The organism is Streptomyces sp. NPDC006733 (assembly GCF_040636125.1).
Classification (GTDB): domain Bacteria; phylum Actinomycetota; class Actinomycetes; order Streptomycetales; family Streptomycetaceae; genus Actinacidiphila.
In genome coordinates, this window is record NZ_JBEYJD010000013.1 from 32,116 (window position 1) to 46,130 (window position 14,015).

Consider the following 14,015-nt stretch of genomic DNA (forward strand, 5'->3'; position numbering starts at 1 on the left):
GCCAGTCTGCCGCACCGGCCGGAGAAGGCCACCGGTGCGGGCCCGCACGGAGGGGGCGCCGCACCCGGCGCCCCCTGGAGGAGCGGTCCTACGGGCGCATCTCGTACGCGCCCGACAGCGCCTCCACCTGCGCCCAGACCCGGGCGGCGCGCCCGGCGTCCGCGACGGGGCGGCGCACGTGGGCCAGCGCCCAGGCGGCCTGCTCGTCGGTGGTCGAGCTCTTGCCGTGCAGCTCGGTGGCGTGCGCGGAGAAGTCGCGGACCAGGACGTCGAAGATCCCGTCCAGCACGTCGGTGTCCAGGCCGGTCAGCTCGGCCTGCTCCAGCACCAGCTGCCCGTAGACCACCAGGGCGAAGAGCTGGCCGATCTCCAGCAGGAAGTCCAGGTCCTGCTGCTGCGCCTCGCTGGGCGCGTGGGTGCGCAGCAGCTCGCACAGGCCGTCCGCCTGCTCGCGGAAGCGGGCGACGTTCGGCAGGTGGGCGTGCGCGTCGTACGCGGTGCGCCAGTCGTGGAAGCGGATCGCGCCCAGGCCGCGGGCGGGTCCCTGCTGGAACAGGAAGGTGTCGTCGGCCGCGTCGAGGCGGGTCGGCACGGCGGGGTACTCGGCCGGGGCGAACAGGTAGTTCGCCATGAACTTCAGGATCAGGGCGAGGTTGACGTGCACCGTGCCCTCCAGCTTCGGCAGGCCGCGGATGTCGCTCGCGGCCTTGTCGAAGTAGGTGTCCGCCTCGAAGCCCTTGGCCGCGATGACGTCCCACATCAGGTCGATGACCTTCTCGCCCTCGGTGGTGACCTTCATCTTCGTCATCGGGTTGAAGAGCAGGTAGCGGCGGTCCTCGGGCGAGGCGGAGCGGAAGTAGTCGACGGCGCGGTCGCTGAACAGCTTCATCGCGACGAGACGGGTGTACGCGTCGGCCAGCTCGCGGCGCACGTGCGGGAACTCGGTGACCTTGCGGCCGTACAGCACCCGGTGGTCCGCGTGCGTGACCGCCTCGTACATCGCGTGCTCGCAGATGCCGATGGACGCGGCGCAGAGGTTGAACTTGCCGACGTTGACGGTGTTCAGCGCGGCGTCGAAGGCGGCCTTGCCGGTGTGCAGCACGTCCTGCGCGCGCACCGGGTAGTCGTCGAGGCGGAACTCGCTGACGTACATCTGCGCGTTCACGACGTTCTTCACCAGGTGGTACGCCTCGTGGCGGCTGTCGGCGGCGAAGAAGACGTACCCCTCGGGGCCCTCGACGTCCGCGCGGCGGCCGAAGACCGAGACGAGGCCGGCGACGTTGCCGTTGCCGATGTAGTACTTGGAGCCGCCGGCCGTGAAGCCGCCCGCGCCGTCCGGGGTCAGGATCATGTCGGTCGAGTAGATGTCGGCGCCGTGCGTCCGCTCGGAGAGGCCGAACGCCATGACGTGGCCCTCGTCCAGGAGCTGGGCGGCGCGCGCCCGCGCCTCCTCGTTCCCGCTCTGCCAGACCGGTCCCAGGCCCAGGATGGTGACCTGCCAGGTGTACCAGTAACCGAGCCCGTAGAAGCCGAGGATCTCGTTCAGCTCGGCGATCCGCGCGGTGTCCCAGCGCTTCGAGCCGTCCGCGGAGGACGGGGTGAGGAACTCCGCGAAGAGGCCCTCCTTCGCCGCGAACTCCAGGAAGTCGCCGTACCAGGCGCGGTCGACGTAGGTGTCGATGAGGGCCTTCTTGCCGCGCGACTCGAACCAGTCGACGGTGGCGCGCAGCAGGTGTCGGGTGCGCTCGTCGAACTGCACGGGGTCATAGGTACGCGGGTTGAAGAGCATGTCGACTCCAGGGAACGAGGGTCAGGGCGAGGGTCAGGGGGGGTGGGCGATGCTGTGGAGCGTGGCGAGCACGTCGTCCAGCCAGGCGAGGGTCATCCGCTCGTACTCGATGCCGCCGCGCAGCACCACGTGCTGCAGCTCCCGCTGCGGGGAGAGCGGCGCGGGGGCGCCGTCGGGAAAGTCCCGCCGCTCCCCGGTGAGGTAGTGGGCCAGCAGCGCGGCGTGGCTGTCGCGGTGCCGCTCGACCTCGGAGGTCAGCGAGGTCAGCGCGGCCGGCTCGTCGAAGGCGGCGGCGCGGATCTTGACGGCGAGCTCGTGCCGCACGGTCTCCGGTGCGACGGGCTCGCGCAGCCAGCCGGCCAGGGCCGCCCGGCCCGGCGCCGCGGCCGAGTACACCTTCTTGTCCGGCCGGCCGTCCTGGGCGACCTCCTCGGCGGCGATCCAGCCGTCCGTCTCCATGCGCCGCAGCACCCGGTAGATCTGCTGGTGGGTGGCGGTCCAGAAACGGCCGATGGACCGGTCGAAGCGGCGCGCCAGCTCGTACCCGGAGCCGGGCTGCTCCAGCAGGGAGACGAGGATCGCGTGCTCGAGGGCCATACCCCGCATCCTGCTATGCAACGAGTTTCATAGGCAATGCCGCCCCGCCCGGTTGAGACAGGGATCACGCCGCCGCCGGGCGGGACCCGGGCACAGCCGGGTGACGGGCGCGCCTCCGCAGAGCGGCGGTCACCAGAAACGCGCGAGAACGCACACCGTTCGAGGGTGGGCAAGAGGTCGAGATCAAGCCATTCCAACAAACGATCTTGAATGGCGCCTTCCGTATATCCACCATGAACCTGTCGACCTGTGCGGGGCAGCGTGGGCCTATGACCTGGACGCCGAACCCGCGGCTGACGGGCGATGCACGACGGAGGCTCAGTTGCACGGCTACTTCACTACGCAGCGGCATGAGCGTCTACGACAGGAAGTCCGCGAGTTCGCCGAGGCCGAGGTACGGCCCCGAATACCGCAGATGGAGTCCTCCAGGGCCGTGCAGCACGGCCTGTCGCGGCTCATCGCGGCCCAGGGGTGGATCGGGGTCACGATCCCGGCCCGGTACGGCGGGATGGGCCTGGGGCACCTCGCCAAGACCGTCATCATCGAGGAGCTGGCGCGCGTCAACGGCGCGATGGGGGCGATGGTGCAGGCCTCCCAGCTCGGGGTCGCCAAGATCGTGCACTTCGGCAGCGACGAGCAGAAGAAGCGCTGGCTGCCCGCGATCGCCGCCGGGGAGTGCCTGCCGACCATCGCGGTGACCGAGCCGGGCTCCGGCGGGCACGTCCTGGGGATGACGGCGAGCGCGCGGCGCGACGGGGACTGCTACGTCCTCAACGGCCGCAAGGTCTACGTCGGCAACAGCCACGTCGGCGACCTGCACGGGGTCGTCGCCCGCACCGGCGGCGGCTCCGGCGGGCTGTCGGCCTTCCTGGTGGAGGCCGGGCGGCCCGGCGTCACCCTGGGCCTGCACCAGGAGGCGATGGGCCTGCACGGCTTCAGCTTCGGCGAGCTGACCTTCGACGACTGCCGCGTACCGGTGGAGAACATGCTCGGCTCGGAGGGCGACGGACTGGCCGTGGCGTACTCCTCCAGCGTCCTGTACGGACGGCCGAACCTGACGGCGGTCTCGCTCGGGATCCACCGCGCGCTGGTCGAGGAGACGGCCGTCTTCTGCGCCGAACGGCACCGTTACGGCAAGCCCCTGCACGAAGTCGGTCCCGTCAAGCTCAAATTGGGCCAGATGCAGTCGCGGCTGATGACGGCACGGCTGGCCGCCTATCATGCGGCGCATCTGCTCGACCGGGGGCTGCCCTGCGACGCGGAGCTGATGAACGCGAAGCTGATCAACGTCGAGTACGCCCTGGACTCGGCGCGCAACGCGATGGAACTGCACGCTGCCGGAGGGCTGTTCACCGACCGCCCGGTGGAACGTTACATCCGCGACGCACACCACATCTTCGCCCCGGCCGGCACCTCCGACGTGCAGCTGCTGCGGCTGGGCGAGGTGGCCCTGGGCCTGGGCAAGGGCCAGTGGTCGCAGCGGTTCGCCGACGCGGTGCGCTCCCCCGGGGCCTACGACGACCGGCTCGTCCCCGAACCGGTCGTACCCGTCGCCCCGGCCGCCCCGGTCCACCTGGTGGGCGGCTGACTAGGCGAGTCCGGCCTCGCGCTGCTTGAGGAGCTCCACGGCCTCGGCCGCCAGGGCCTTGATGGTCTCCAGACCGCTCTGGCCCCAGGGCCGGGGCTCGATGTCGACGACGCAGATCGTGCCGAGCGTGGTGCCGGTGTGGTCGATGAGCGGGGCGCCCAGATACGTGCGGATGCCCAGCTCGTCCACCACCCGGTTCCCCGCGAACCGCGGGTAGTCGCAGACGTCCTCCAGCACCAGGGACTTGCGCCGGTTGACCACGTGCGGACAGAAGCCCTGGTCGTACGTCATCTCCCGGCCCGGCTCCGCGGCCGCGTCCGCGGCGGGCGCGTTCTGCGGCCCGGAGGGGGTGTGCAGCCCGGCGAAGTACTGCCGGCCGTCCACGAAGAGGTTGACCATGGCGTACGAGGCGCCGGTGGTCGCCGCGAGCCGGGCGGCGAACTCGTCGAGCTGCGCGTCGGGGCGGTCGGTCAGACCCATCGCGCGCAGCCGCTCGTCGCGCTGCACCGCTTCGGTGTCCTCGGGAATCAGCAGATGCCGCTCTGCGGGGTCGTAGCTCATGACGGGCCTCCCTTGGTCGGGCATGTCTAGTGGACGGGCTGGTGGCGGGGTGACGCGGTGCTCAGCAGGTGGCTGATGAGGTCGATGAGCACCCCGGTCGAGGACCGGCTCTCGCGGGCGTCGCACATGACGACCGGCACGTGCGGGCTCAGGTCGAGCGCGGCCCGCACCTCGTCGGGGTCGTAGGTGTAGGCGCTGGCGAACTCGTTGACGGCCACGAGGAAGCGGATGCCGCGCCGTTCGAAGAAGTCCACGGCCGCGAAGCAGTCCGCGAGCCGGCGGGTGTCCGCGAGGACGACGGCACCGAGAGCGCCGTCGGACAGCTCGTCCCACATGAACCAGAAACGATCCTGCCCGGGGGTCCCGAACAGGTACAGGATGTGCGCCGCGTCCAGCGTGATGCGGCCGAAGTCCATGGCGACGGTGGTCGTCGTCTTGTTCTCCACGCCGGTCAGGCTGTCGGTGGCGACGCTGGCCGAGGTCAGGATCTCCTCGGTGCTGAGCGGTTCGATCTCGCTGACGGCGCCCACGAACGTGGTCTTGCCGACCCCGAAGCCGCCCGCGACCAGGATCTTCAGCGCGGTGGGGAACAGGTCAGCGCTGTCGTCGGCGTAGGCCATTGAGCACTTCCTCCAGAACGGCTCGGTCGGTGAGGTCGGCGGGCGGCAGCGGAGGCCGCGAGGTGAGCGCTCCGCAGTCGATGAGATCGGACAGCACGATCTTGGTGATGGCGACCGGCAGCCGCAGCTGCGCCCCCACCTCCGCGACCGTGACCGGGTTCCGGCTCAGGTCCAGCGCCCGCGCGTGATCGGGTTCCAGGTGCGCCGAGGGGACGCTCCCGGTGGCGCGCACCATGGACAGCATGTCCAGGGACGCGGTCGGACGGGTGCGGCCGTTGCTCACGGTGTACGGGCGGACTAAGCGACCGGCGTCGTCGTCGATCAGGGGCTCGTCCTGCTCCTCCGCGGCCGTCACCGTGCAACGTCACCCGTCAGGGCGGTCGCGGCACGGGCGGGGGTCTCGAGGTTCGGCCGGACCTGCTGGATCAGGCGGTTCATCTCGTAGCCGAGGACGCCGGCGTCGGCGTCCCGGCCGGCCATGACCGCCAGCGCGCTGCCGGAGCCTGCCGCGGACACGAACAGCAGCGCGTCCTCCAGCTCGGCCACCACCTGGCGCACGTGCGGTCCGCCGCCGAGGCGCACCCCCGCGCTGCCCGCCAGGGACCTGAGCCCGGAGGCGACGGCGGCCAGATGGTCGGCGCTGTCGGCGTCCAGGCCGTGGACGGCCTTCTTGAGTCCGTCGGAGGACAGCAGCACCGCGCTGCGGGTATGGGGGACGCGGCTGACCAGGTCGGTCAGCAGCCATGCGAGATCGCGGCCGGGGTGGACGTCGCTCACCATGGTGAAAGGACTCCTTGCGGGGAAGGTGACGCAGGGTCAGGGGTTCAGGTCGGGTCGGCGCGGCGGACCGTCGGTCTGCGCGGCACCGGCCTCGGACTCACGGACCCCGATGCGGAACGCGGCCATCAGGTTCGGGTCGGGCTCGCCGACCCGGTCGTCGCTGCGGGGCGCGGGGTCGCTCCGCAACTGGGGTGCGAGATGGGACTGGCCGCGACGCTGCGGCAAGGAGGGCCGTCCCTCGGCGGCCGGGGGGCGGCCGGCGGGGGCGGGGTCGGAAGGAGCGGGCGCGGAAGAAGCGGGAACGGCCGGGGGCGCCGTCTGCGCGGGTGCGCCGTAGGCGCGGTGCGCGCCGGACGGCCGGACGGGCTCCGGCACGGCGGACCGTGCCGCGACCGGCTGCTGGGGGTGGAGCGGTTGCTGCGGGTGGAGCGGTTGCTGCGGGTGGACCGGCTGCTGGGGGTGGACCGGCCGGCGGCTCTCCATCGACGGGGCGGGCACCGCCGGGCGGCTGTGCGCGGGCGCCGCCTCGGCCGCGGGCGGCGCGAGCGGGCTCGTCGCGGCGCTGATGCCGGCGCGGGCCGGGGAGGCGGGCTGGCGGTGCGGAAGGGCGGGCGGCGCCGTCTGCGCGGGCCGCGGCTGGGCCCTGGCCGGCTCCTGCACGGCCTCCGCCGTGCCCACCAGGGCGTGCGGCAGGACGACGAAGGCCTGGATGCCGCCGAAGACGTTGCTGCGCAACTGGACGGTGACGCCGTGGCGGCGGGCGAGGACGGCGACGACGTACAGGCCGATGCGACCGTCCTTGAGCAGCGTGTCCAGGTCGATGCGCTCGGGGTCGGCCAGGAGCGCGTTGTTGCGCTCCTGCGCGGCCAGGTCCAGCCCCAGGCCGCGGTCCTCGACCTCGATGACCAGCCCGGCGGTGACCTTCTGCGCCCGCAGCAGTACCTGGGTCTCGGGCGGGGAGAACGTGGTGGCGTTCTCGATGAGCTCGGCGATCAGGTGCACCACGTCGGCGACGGCGCGGCCGTCGAGGTCGCCCTCGATCGGCGGGACCAGCTTGACGCGGGCGTAGTGCTCGACCTCCGCGACGGCCGACCTGAGGACCTGGGTCAGCGGCACCGGCTTGCTCCACTGGCGGCGCGAGACCGCGCCGCCGAGCACGGCGACGTTCTCCGCGTGCCGGCGGATGCGGGTGGCGAGGTGGTCGACCTGGAACAGTCCGCGCAGCAGGTCGGGGTCCTCGACCTGGTGCTCCAGCTCGTCCAGCAGCTGGATGCCGCGGTGGACCAGGGACTGCAACCGCCGGGCAAGGTTGACGAAGACCACGACCTGCTGGTCCGCGGCGCTGGACGGGGCGACCGGCAGGGCCGCCGCCTGGATCACCGCGGTGCACGCGGCGTACTGGGCCTGGCGCAGCTCGTCCGCCAGGGCGGCGAACCGGTCCCGGTCGGGGGTGTTCGCCGGCGCCGGTCCCTGGAAGACAGGCGACTCACCCCGGCGCACCTGCGTGACGACGTTCTGCAGTTCCTCCCAGCCGCGCGAGTTGACCGCGCGCACCTCCTGCAGCCGGCGGTCCACCGCGCGGTCGGCGGAGCGCGCCGCGGCCGAACCCGCCACGAGGATCACGGCGCCGAGCACGACCGCCGCGGCGAGCACGACCGCGGCCAGGGACCGGGACGGGTCGGCGGCCAGCAGCCAGACCGCGACGCCCGCACCGAGCAGCGCCATGGAAGCGGCGGGCAGCACGACCAGCCACCGCAGACCGGGGACCACGCGCTCGGCGGAGCGGCGGCTCCGGGCCGGGGATCTGCCGTGGCGTCCGCTGTCCCGGTGGTCGGACCGCACGCTGGATGAAGGGAGTTCAGACATCAACGTCCTCAGCACAGGGAGGTGCCTGGTTGGCAGCAACCATCGCAGTGGTAACAACTCAGCACATACATGACGGAAGTCGGTACTTCGGTCCCGCAAGATCATTGATCCGGCGGGTCCGGCCCTCCCGCGCACGAGCAGGCGTCAACAGCCTTTCACAGAGGCCATGTTGGGCGCCAACCGGGATGACCTGCGTCGAGTGGTCCTCCGGCGGCCGCACGGTGGCCGGAGCGGTGGGGGCCCGGGAGTTATTTCCAGGGCTGCAACAAACCTTGTCGCCCCTGACGAGGCCTCGTTACTGTCTGCACATGAGATCGATTCGGCACCTTGAGGAGCGGGCGCGGTGCGCCGCCTGCCTCGGTGCGTCGCGATGTAGCCGCCGCTGTCGGCTCATTTCCCGCTGAATCAACTCCCCCGGTTCTCCCGACTGTCGTTCCGGCACGCCCCGGGCTGCCGCCCGCCGCGCTGAACCGACGCAACGCCGTGTTCACCACCTCTTCATGACGTCTTCATGACGCCCCTGCCAGGCCCCTGTCCCCGCCACGCCCCCGCCCGACGGGGCGGCGGGTCATGACCGCTCAGTCCTCCACGCGTCGCGACGCCCTGCGGGCGCGCCGCCGCGCGGTACTCCCCCGCGGCCGACCATAAGGATTCCCACGTGCGCACCAGAAGCCACTCCTCGGACCTCGTCCCCGGCCTCGACCGGCGACGCTTCCTGCAAGCCCTGATCGGTACGGGCGCAGCCCTCGGGCTCACCGCCTGCACCAGCGCCGCGGCCAAGGGCCCCACCCTCGCGACGACGGCGCCACTGTCGACCGCGGTGCCGGCCGGCACCTCACTCAGCATCGCCTCGTACACCGGACAGCAGGAGCTGCAGCTCAAGCTGGCCGGGTTGCTGGACAAGCTGCCCTTCGAGGTGTCCTCCTGGCCCAGCATCGGCGCCGGGCCCGACGTCATCAACGCGTTCCGCGCCCACTCGCTGGAGGTGGGCAACAACGCGGGGATCCCGCCCATCCAGGCCCACTTCCAGGGCTTCGACGCCCGGATCGTCGCGGTGGACCTGACCCGCAAGCCGAACTACGTGTTCGCCACCAAGCCGCACAGCGACATCCGCAGCGTCGAGGAGTTCCGCGGGAAGAAGCTGGCGTTCTCCCAGGGACAGGCCCAGGGCGTCGTGCTGCTGCGCGCCCTGAAGAAGGCGGGCATCGCGGCGGCCGACGTCACCCTCGTCCCGCTGACCAGCAACCAGTTCCTCACCGCCCTCCAGGCGGGTCAGGTCGACATCGCACCGCTCGCGATCTCCCAGGTGCCCGCCTACCTGACCCGGTACGGCTCGGACGGCGCGCACACCGTCTCCACCGATGTCGTGGACCTGCTCAACATCCTGTGGGCGCCGGCGGCGGTGCTGGCCGACGCCGAGAAGGCGGCCGCCATCGCCGCCTACGTCCCGCTGTGGGCCAAGGGCCTGGTCTGGGTGTACGAGAACCCGGACGCCTGGGACGAGGAGTACTACGTCAAGAACCAGCACATCACCCTGGCCCAGGCGAAGGGGATCACGGCCCTCAGCAACAAGCCGCTGCTCCCGCCGACCTGGGACGAGGCCATCGCCTGGGAGCAGGAGACGATCGACCTGCTCGCCGAGGGCGGCTTCGTCAAGTCCTTCAAGGCCGACGTGCTCTTCGACCGCCGCTTCGAACCCCTCGCGTCGCGAGCCGTCGCCGCGCAGTACCGGAGTTGATACCCGTGACGGAAACCGTCTCCGAGCACGCCCCGTCCACCGGCGCCGCGGACGCGCGCGCCGCCGACCGGCCGACCACCACCACGCGGCCCACCGCCACCGAGCCCGGCGCCGCACCACCAGGTGCCGGCACCCCGCCCGGCACCGGCCGCCGCCGGGTGCGCCGGCTGGCCCCGGGCAAACGCCTGCCCTACGCCCGCCTGGTGGGACCGGCGCTGCTGCTGGTGATCTGGTCACTCGGCAACGTCACCGGCACCCTCGACCCGCGCACCCTGCCCGCTCCCTGGACGGTCGTGCGCACCGGCGCCCACCTGTGGACGTCCGGCACCCTCAGCACCGACGTCACCGAGTCGCTGTGGCGCGCGGCGCAGGGCTTCGCCATCGGCCTGACCGTCGGCGTCGTCCTGGCCCTGGTCGCCGGGCTGAGCCGGATCGGCGAGGCCGTCATCGACGGCACGGTGCAGGTCAACCGGTCCGTGCCGACGCTCGGGCTGATCCCGCTGTTCATCCTGTGGCTCGGCATCGGGGAAACGTTCAAGGTCGCGATCATCGCGATCGTGGTCTACATCCCGATCTACCTCAACCTGTACTCGGCGCTGTCGGGCATCGACCACCGGTTCGTCGAACTCGGCGAGGTGCTCCGGCTGAGCCGCTGGCAGTTCATCCGGCAGATCGTCATTCCCGGCGCCCTGCCCGGCTTCTTCGTCGGGCTGCGGCTGGGTGTCACCGGCTCCTGGCTCTCGCTGGTGGTGCTGGAGCAGATCAACGCCACCAACGGCCTGGGCTACATGATGTTCCAGGCGCAGAACTACGGCCAGACCGACGTGATCGTCCTCGGCCTGCTCATCTACGGGGTCTTCGGCTTCGCTTCCGACTCCGTCGTCCGCGTCCTGGAACGGAGGGTGCTGTCATGGCGGCGCTCGTTGAACACCTGACCCCGCCCGCCGTCCGCATCAGCGGTCTGACCCGCGGCTTCGGCGAGCGCGTGGTCCTGGACGGCATCGACCTGGACATCCCGCCGGGCCAGTTCGTCGCGCTGCTCGGCCACAGCGGCTCGGGCAAGAGCACCCTGCTGCGCGCCATCGCCGACCTGGACCACGACGTCACCGGCACCGGCGAACTCCACGCCCCCGAGCGGCTGTCGGTCGTCTTCCAGGACTCCCGGCTGCTGCCCTGGCGCCGGGTCCTGGACAACGTGCTGCTCGGCGCGCGGGGCAGGGACTCGCAGGGCAAGGACCCCGCGGAACGCGGTCGCGCCGCGCTCGCCGAGGTCGGCCTCGCCGGCCGTGAACGGGCCTGGCCCAGCCAGCTGTCCGGCGGCGAGCAGCAGCGTGCGGCACTCGCCCGCTCGCTGGTCTGGGAGCCCGAACTGCTGCTCGCCGACGAGCCGTTCGGCGCCCTGGACGCGCTGACCCGGATCAAGATGCACACCCTGCTGCGCGAGCTGTGGGAACGCCACCGGCCGTCGGTCCTCCTGGTCACCCATGACGTGGACGAGGCGGTGGTGCTCGCCGACCGGGTCCTGGTGCTCGACCGGGGCCGTTTCGGCCTCGACCTGACCATCGACCTGCCGCACCCGCGCTCGTACCGCGACCCGCACCTGGGCGAGTACCGCGAGCAGCTCCTCGCCGCGCTGGGCGTCGAGGAGGGCGGCCACTGACCGCTCCCCCGCCCCGCCATCCGCACCTTCCCCCTGGAGCCGAACCATCATGAGCACCACCGAGCGCAGCCTGCACTTCAACCTGTTCATCCACGACACCGGCCACCACGAGGCGTCCTGGCGGCTGCCCGAGTCCGAGCCGCTGGCGCACGTCGACGTCGCCTACCACCAGCGGCTCGCCCGGATCGCCGAGGACGCCAAGTTCGACTCGCTCTTCCTGGCGGACAGCCCCGCGCTGTGGGGCGACCCGGGCCGCCGGCCCAGCGGACGGCTGGAGCCGACCGTGCTGCTGACCGCGCTCGCCGCCGTCACCCGCCGGATCGGGCTGATCGCCACCGCGTCGACCAGCTACAACGACCCCTACAACCTGGCGCGGCGGTTCTCCTCGCTCGACCACGTCTCGGGCGGCCGGGCCGGGTGGAACATCGTCACCACGGCGGGCGACGCCGCGGCGCGCAACTTCGGTCTCGACGCCCAGCCCGCGCACGCCGACCGCTACGAGCGGGCGGCGGAGTTCATCGAGGTCTCCACCAAGCTCTGGGACAGCTGGGAGGACGACGCGGTCGTGGCCGACAAGGAGCGCGGCGTGCACGCCGAGTCGCACCGGGTGCACCCGATCGCCCACGTCGGCAAGTACTTCCAGGTCGACGGCGCCCTGAACGTGCCGCGCTCGCCGCAGGCCCACCCGCTGCTGGTGCAGGCCGGATCCAGCGAGGACGGCAAGGACTTCGCGGCGCGCTACGCCGAGGCGGTCTTCACCGCGCAGCCGACGCTGGAGGAGGGCCAGGCCTTCTACGCCGACGTCAAGCGGCGGGCCGCGGCGGCCGGGCGGGACCCGGCCGGGGTGAAGATCCTGCCGGGCATCGTGCCGGTGATCGGCGACACCGAGGCGGACGCGCTGGAGCAGGAGGCGGAGCTGGACCGGCTGATCCAGCCGGAGTACGCCAAGCTCCAGCTCGCCACGCTCATCGGCCTGGACCCGGCGCTGCTCGTCCTGGACCAGGAGCTCCCGGCGGACCTGCCCGCCGAGGACGAGATCGAGGGCGCCAAGAGCCGCTACACGCTGGTGGTGGAGCTGGCGCGCCGGGAGCGGCTGACGGTGCGGCAGCTCATCGGGCGCCTCGGCGGCGGCCGCGGCCACCGCACCTTCGCGGGGACGCCGGTACAGGTGGCGGACACCATCGAGCACTGGTTCAGGAACGGGGCGGCGGACGGCTTCAACATCATGCCCGCCGTCCTGCCGTCCGGCCTGGAGGTGTTCGTCGAGCGGGTGCTGCCGATCCTGCGGGAGCGCGGCCTGTTCCGCACCGAGTACACCGGCGCCACGCTGCGCGAGCACTACGGCCTGCCGCGCCCCGCCAACCGGTTCGCCCCGACTCAGGACCCGGCTCAGGACCCGGCCCCGGCCCTGGTGAACGTCTGACGGCGCGGGTGCGGGCCCCGGGTCAGCGGTAGTACCCCTCGACCACGGCCCGCACCTCGTCGAGCAGCGCCGGACCGTCCTGTGGCACGGGCGGCAGGCCGCTGCCCGGCCGGATGTCCAGCAACTGCTCGTTGGAGAGGGCGAACACCACCCGGCGCAGCCCCGCCCGCTGGATGGCCGCCTCGCACATCCCGCACGGCTGGCAGCTGGTGTACATCGTGGTCGTCGCCGCGGTGTCCGCGTCCAGTTCCCGTGCCGCCCACCGCGCGAGCTTCAGCTCCGGGTGGGCGGTGATGTCCCGGTCGGTGAGGGTCGTGTTGTGGTCCTCCGCCAGGACCGTCCCGTCCGGCCCCGCCAGCAGCGACCCGAACGGCGGGTTGCCGCTCTCGCGTGCCGTGGCCGCGAGCGCGATGGCGCGGCGCAGGAGCGTGTGGTCTTCCGGTGCGGTCATGACGGTTCCGTTCGGTCGCGGGGCGGGTAGAAGTGCGCGGCCACCGTGGCGAGGGCCCGAAGGGACGCCTGCGGGTGGCAGGTCTCCCGGGGGTCGCCGTCGTAGGTGTCCAGGACGACGGTGTCGGCGCCCAGCCGCAGCAGCTGGTCGAGGTCGTCCATGATCTGGTCGATCGTCCCCTCCCCCGCGAGCCGCCCCGGTCCGGTGACCGGTTCCGCGGTGACCTTGAGGGCGATCCGGGGGGCGAAGGCGGGCACGGGCACCTGCTGCTCGGCGGCGGACGCCCGCAGCCGTTCGGCGGCCTCACGCAGCCACGGCATGGTGCAGCGCAGCGGATGCCACGCGTCGCCGAGCCGCACGGCCCGCCGCAGGCCCGCGTCGCTGTTGCCGCCGACCCACAGCGGGATCTTCCGGTTCCCGTAGTCGGCGGTGTCGGCCCAGGCCGCCCGCATGTCCCGCAGGTGCTCGTCGGTGAGCCGCCCGCGCTGCTCGAAGGGGACTCCGAGCGCGGCGAACTCCTGCCGCGCCCACCCCACTCCGACTCCGAGCACCAGCCGGCCGTCGCTCAGCTCGTTCAGGTTGGCCGCCATCCGGGCGGTGAGCAGCGGATGCCGGTAGGGGACGATGAGGACGGTCGTGCCGAGGCGGATGCGGGTGGTCAGTCCGGCGAGCCAGGACAGGGTGGTGAAGGGCTCGTAGAAGGGGGCCGGGTACTGCGCGGCCACGTCGGGGGTGATGGCGACGTGGTCCGAGAGCATCAGCAGGTCAAAGCCCAGTCCCTCCACCGTGCGGGCCCAGTCGCGCAGGATCCCCGGGTCGGTGCCGGGGCCGAAATTGAGGATGTTGACGCCGATCTTCACGAAGATCAGCCTACTGAGCGGGCCCGCTCGGGCAGAAGGGATTCCTCCCTGTTCAGGAGCGGTTCGACCGGGGATTCGCCGG

General features: G+C 72.1%; 14 protein-coding genes. 5 read left to right on the forward strand and 9 right to left on the reverse strand.

From position 1 onward, the window contains the following. Window positions 1-88: 88 nt before the first annotated feature. The gene (locus ABZ721_RS13870) at window positions 89-1,789 is read right to left on the reverse strand and encodes an acyl-CoA dehydrogenase (protein ID WP_358788833.1); all 1,701 of its coding nucleotides are present in this window, start codon (window positions 1,787-1,789) and stop codon (window positions 89-91) included. A gap of 33 nt (window positions 1,790-1,822) precedes the next feature. Beyond that, window positions 1,823-2,386 (reverse strand): PadR family transcriptional regulator, encoded by a 564-nt coding sequence (locus ABZ721_RS13875; protein WP_358788834.1) that lies wholly within the window; start codon window positions 2,384-2,386, stop codon window positions 1,823-1,825. Window positions 2,387-2,708: 322 nt separating this feature from the next. Between ABZ721_RS13875 and ABZ721_RS13880 the strand changes: the two genes are divergently transcribed. Further along, a complete protein-coding gene (locus ABZ721_RS13880) occupies window positions 2,709-3,974 on the forward strand; it encodes an acyl-CoA dehydrogenase family protein (RefSeq protein WP_358788835.1) in 1,266 nt (421 codons plus the stop codon). Here the strand turns inward: ABZ721_RS13880 and ABZ721_RS13885 are convergent, their stop codons facing one another. Genes ABZ721_RS13885 through ABZ721_RS13905 form a run of 5 tightly spaced genes read right to left on the reverse strand, consistent with a single transcriptional unit; the run spans window position 3,975 to window position 7,801 of the window. Continuing rightward, complete coding sequence (locus tag ABZ721_RS13885) at window positions 3,975-4,535, reverse strand: GAF domain-containing protein (protein ID WP_358788836.1); 561 nt, start codon at window positions 4,533-4,535, stop codon at window positions 3,975-3,977. It abuts the gene before it with no gap. A 26-nt stretch (window positions 4,536-4,561) separates the two neighbouring features. Further along, window positions 4,562-5,155, reverse strand: a complete 594-nt coding sequence (locus ABZ721_RS13890) for an ATP/GTP-binding protein (protein WP_358788837.1) — start codon at window positions 5,153-5,155, stop codon at window positions 4,562-4,564. Then, on the reverse strand, window positions 5,130-5,510 hold the full coding sequence (locus ABZ721_RS13895; protein ID WP_358788838.1) for a DUF742 domain-containing protein: 381 nt from the start codon (window positions 5,508-5,510) through the stop codon (window positions 5,130-5,132). The genes ABZ721_RS13890 and ABZ721_RS13895 overlap by 26 nt, the downstream gene beginning before the upstream one ends. Next, on the reverse strand, window positions 5,507-5,935 hold the full coding sequence (locus ABZ721_RS13900) for a roadblock/LC7 domain-containing protein (protein ID WP_358788839.1): 429 nt from the start codon (window positions 5,933-5,935) through the stop codon (window positions 5,507-5,509). Before ABZ721_RS13900 ends, ABZ721_RS13895 begins: the two co-directional genes overlap by 4 nt. Window positions 5,936-5,971: 36 nt before the next feature. After that, window positions 5,972-7,801 (reverse strand): ATP-binding protein, encoded by a 1,830-nt coding sequence (locus ABZ721_RS13905; RefSeq protein ID WP_358788840.1) that lies wholly within the window; start codon window positions 7,799-7,801, stop codon window positions 5,972-5,974. Window positions 7,802-8,459: 658 nt separating this feature from the next. Between ABZ721_RS13905 and ABZ721_RS13910 the strand changes: the two genes are divergently transcribed. The 4 genes from ABZ721_RS13910 to ABZ721_RS13925 are packed head-to-tail and all read left to right on the forward strand — an operon-like array spanning window position 8,460 to window position 12,622. Continuing rightward, the gene (locus tag ABZ721_RS13910) at window positions 8,460-9,539 is read left to right on the forward strand and encodes an ABC transporter substrate-binding protein (RefSeq protein ID WP_358788841.1); all 1,080 of its coding nucleotides are present in this window, start codon (window positions 8,460-8,462) and stop codon (window positions 9,537-9,539) included. A gap of 5 nt (window positions 9,540-9,544) precedes the next feature. Continuing rightward, a complete protein-coding gene (locus ABZ721_RS13915; protein ID WP_358788842.1) occupies window positions 9,545-10,474 on the forward strand; it encodes an ABC transporter permease in 930 nt (309 codons plus the stop codon). Further along, entirely contained in the window at window positions 10,450-11,199 is a 750-nt protein-coding gene (locus tag ABZ721_RS13920) for an ABC transporter ATP-binding protein (RefSeq protein ID WP_358788843.1), read from the forward strand. Before ABZ721_RS13915 ends, ABZ721_RS13920 begins: the two co-directional genes overlap by 25 nt. Window positions 11,200-11,248: 49 nt before the next feature. Beyond that, entirely contained in the window at window positions 11,249-12,622 is a 1,374-nt protein-coding gene (locus ABZ721_RS13925; protein WP_358788844.1) for an LLM class flavin-dependent oxidoreductase, read from the forward strand. A gap of 22 nt (window positions 12,623-12,644) precedes the next feature. Here the strand turns inward: ABZ721_RS13925 and ABZ721_RS13930 are convergent, their stop codons facing one another. After that, window positions 12,645-13,073 (reverse strand): nucleoside deaminase, encoded by a 429-nt coding sequence (locus ABZ721_RS13930; RefSeq protein WP_358788845.1) that lies wholly within the window; start codon window positions 13,071-13,073, stop codon window positions 12,645-12,647. Continuing rightward, window positions 13,070-13,933, reverse strand: a complete 864-nt coding sequence (locus tag ABZ721_RS13935; protein WP_358788846.1) for an LLM class flavin-dependent oxidoreductase — start codon at window positions 13,931-13,933, stop codon at window positions 13,070-13,072. The genes ABZ721_RS13930 and ABZ721_RS13935 overlap by 4 nt, the downstream gene beginning before the upstream one ends. Window positions 13,934-14,015: the final 82 nt, after the last annotated feature.

Excerpts from the sequence above, each read along its gene's own strand:
- ABZ721_RS13900 (WP_358788839.1), bottom strand. The coding sequence starts at position 5,935 with ATGGTGAGCGACGTCCACCCCGGCCGCGATCTCGCATGGCTGCTGACC.
- ABZ721_RS13930 (WP_358788845.1), bottom strand. The coding sequence starts at position 13,073 with ATGACCGCACCGGAAGACCACACGCTCCTGCGCCGCGCCATCGCGCTC.
- ABZ721_RS13870 (WP_358788833.1), bottom strand. The coding sequence starts at position 1,789 with ATGCTCTTCAACCCGCGTACCTATGACCCCGTGCAGTTCGACGAGCGC.
- ABZ721_RS13875 (WP_358788834.1), bottom strand. The coding sequence starts at position 2,386 with ATGGCCCTCGAGCACGCGATCCTCGTCTCCCTGCTGGAGCAGCCCGGC.
- ABZ721_RS13920 (WP_358788843.1), top strand. The coding sequence starts at position 10,450 with ATGGCGGCGCTCGTTGAACACCTGACCCCGCCCGCCGTCCGCATCAGC.
- ABZ721_RS13905 (WP_358788840.1), bottom strand. The coding sequence starts at position 7,801 with ATGTCTGAACTCCCTTCATCCAGCGTGCGGTCCGACCACCGGGACAGC.
- ABZ721_RS13890 (WP_358788837.1), bottom strand. The coding sequence starts at position 5,155 with ATGGCCTACGCCGACGACAGCGCTGACCTGTTCCCCACCGCGCTGAAG.
- ABZ721_RS13885 (WP_358788836.1), bottom strand. The coding sequence starts at position 4,535 with ATGAGCTACGACCCCGCAGAGCGGCATCTGCTGATTCCCGAGGACACC.
- ABZ721_RS13925 (WP_358788844.1), top strand. The coding sequence starts at position 11,249 with ATGAGCACCACCGAGCGCAGCCTGCACTTCAACCTGTTCATCCACGAC.